Source organism: Streptomyces sp. NPDC054840 (assembly GCF_053611065.1).
In genome coordinates this window covers 1-1672 of the sequence record NZ_JBSGZP010001044.1, presented here as the reverse complement: position 1 = coordinate 1672, position 1672 = coordinate 1, and the positions used below count along the sequence as shown (strand labels likewise).

Below are 1672 nucleotides of genomic sequence, written 5' to 3'. Positions count from 1 at the left end.
GTCCCCCCGGGCCCCGCGTGCGGCCGCGGTCCTTCAGGTCCGGTCGTGCCCGCCGGGAGCCGGTCACCGGTCGCCGTGTGCGCAGCCGGGATGACCCGGCGCTCGCGAGACGCCCACGAGACGCGGTCAGGCCGGCTTCCCCGGGTCGATCTCCTTGACATCGTCGTACCGCAGCAGCGCGGGCACGGTCCCGACCGGTGGGGAGACCTCTGTGGGCACCAGCAGGAAGCCCACGTGGTCGCCTCCGTCGATCCGGGCCTCGATCCGGCCGACGAACCACCTGCGGGCTCCGGTCAGCAGCGGGCTGCCGTCGGCGCTGGGTCGCCAGTCGACCTGTGCGAACTTGTCCACCTGGTCGCCGGTCTCGCCGCCGAACAGCTCGGCCTGCGCGAACTGGTCGCGGTCCAGCAGGTGCACCGCGAGGTGTGAGGCGCCGCAGGCCACGCGGTACGTGTGGTTGCGTACCGACAGCCACACCACGAAACGCGGTGGCCGGATCGAACACTGCGAGGCGAAGCCCACGAGGCAGCCCGACAGCTCGCCCCCGGCCGCCACGGTGACCACATACACGGGACCGTTCAGAACTTCGACGAACGCGTCCAGTTCGGTCTCCGCCACGCCCGCTCCTTCCGCTCGCTCCGACCTGCCTCCACCGGGGCGGGTACCCCGGGTCATCGGTGCCGAAGCACGGCGGCATGAGGCGTTACCGCCACGGCGCATGCACCGCTCGGGGCCGGGTAGCCGGGTCTTGAAGAGGCCCTCACGACGGTGACCGGCATCGCGGGATGCGGGGCGGGGCCGCCGACCACACGAAGGGATACGCATGTCGCACGTCGAGGAGTACGTCGAGGTCAACGTTCCGGTGCGGACGGCCTACAACCAGTGGACGCAGTTCGAGGAGTTCCCCGTCTTCATGGAGGGGGTCGAACGGATCGACCAGCGCACGGACACCCTCACCCACTGGGTGACGAACGTGAACGGGGTGCAGCGCGAGTTCGACGCGCAGATCACCGAGCAGCTCCCGGACCACCGCGTCGCGTGGATGACGGTGGACGGTGAGGCGCGCCAGGCCGGGCTGGTGACCTTCCAGCCGATCGATGCGACCACCACCAGGGTCGCTCTTCACATGAACTGGGTGCCCGAGGGGCTGGCCGAAAGCGCCGCCGACAAGCTCGGCTTCGTCAAGCGACAGGTGGCCGGCGATCTGAAGCGGTTCAAGCTGTTCATCGAGTCCCGCGGGGCCGAGACGGGCGCCTGGCGGGGCGAGGTCTGACCGCGATGCTCAACGGTCGCGCGGGCAGAGGCGTCCGTGCCGCGTCCCGCGGCGGGGGCCGGGAGGTCACGGCGCGCTGCGGGCTGGTCGCCCGCGGCGTCCTCTACGCACTGGTCGGGCTGCTGGCCTGGCGCGTGGCCGTCGGTGATCCGGGGGGCAAGGAAGCCGACCGTCAGGGTGCCCTCCAGGAGCTCATGGGAAAGCCCTTCGGCGGCGTCCTCGTCTGGGCCGTGGGCTTCGGGCTCGTCGGCATGATGCTGTGGCGCCTGTCGGAGGCGGTGTTCGGCGCGGCCGGACCCGACGGCGGCAAGCCGGTGAAGCGGCTGGCCGCGGCGGGCCGGACCGTCTTCTACGCGGCGGTCGCCTTTTCCGTCCTGTCGTTCGCGGCGGGCGGGGGCG

General features: G+C 71.8%; 3 protein-coding genes. 2 read left to right on the top strand and 1 reads right to left on the bottom strand.

Annotated elements, in window-relative coordinates; all coding sequences use genetic code 11:
* Positions 1 to 126: 126 nt before the first annotated feature.
* Positions 127 to 618 carry a flavin reductase family protein gene (locus ACWGIU_RS37310; RefSeq protein WP_453712501.1) on the bottom strand — a complete coding sequence of 164 codons (492 nt, stop codon included), beginning with the start codon at positions 616 to 618 and terminating at the stop codon, positions 127 to 129.
* A gap of 205 nt (positions 619 to 823) precedes the next feature.
* Here ACWGIU_RS37310 and ACWGIU_RS37305 point away from each other — a divergent pair, with 205 nt between their 5' ends.
* Together ACWGIU_RS37305 and ACWGIU_RS37300 are read left to right on the top strand one after the other, a co-directional pair.
* Positions 824 to 1273 carry an SRPBCC family protein gene (locus ACWGIU_RS37305; RefSeq protein ID WP_453712500.1) on the top strand — a complete coding sequence of 150 codons (450 nt, stop codon included), beginning with the start codon at positions 824 to 826 and terminating at the stop codon, positions 1271 to 1273.
* A gap of 5 nt (positions 1274 to 1278) precedes the next feature.
* The coding region (locus tag ACWGIU_RS37300) for a DUF1206 domain-containing protein (protein ID WP_453712499.1) at positions 1279 to 1672 on the top strand (394 nt) is incomplete at its 3' end.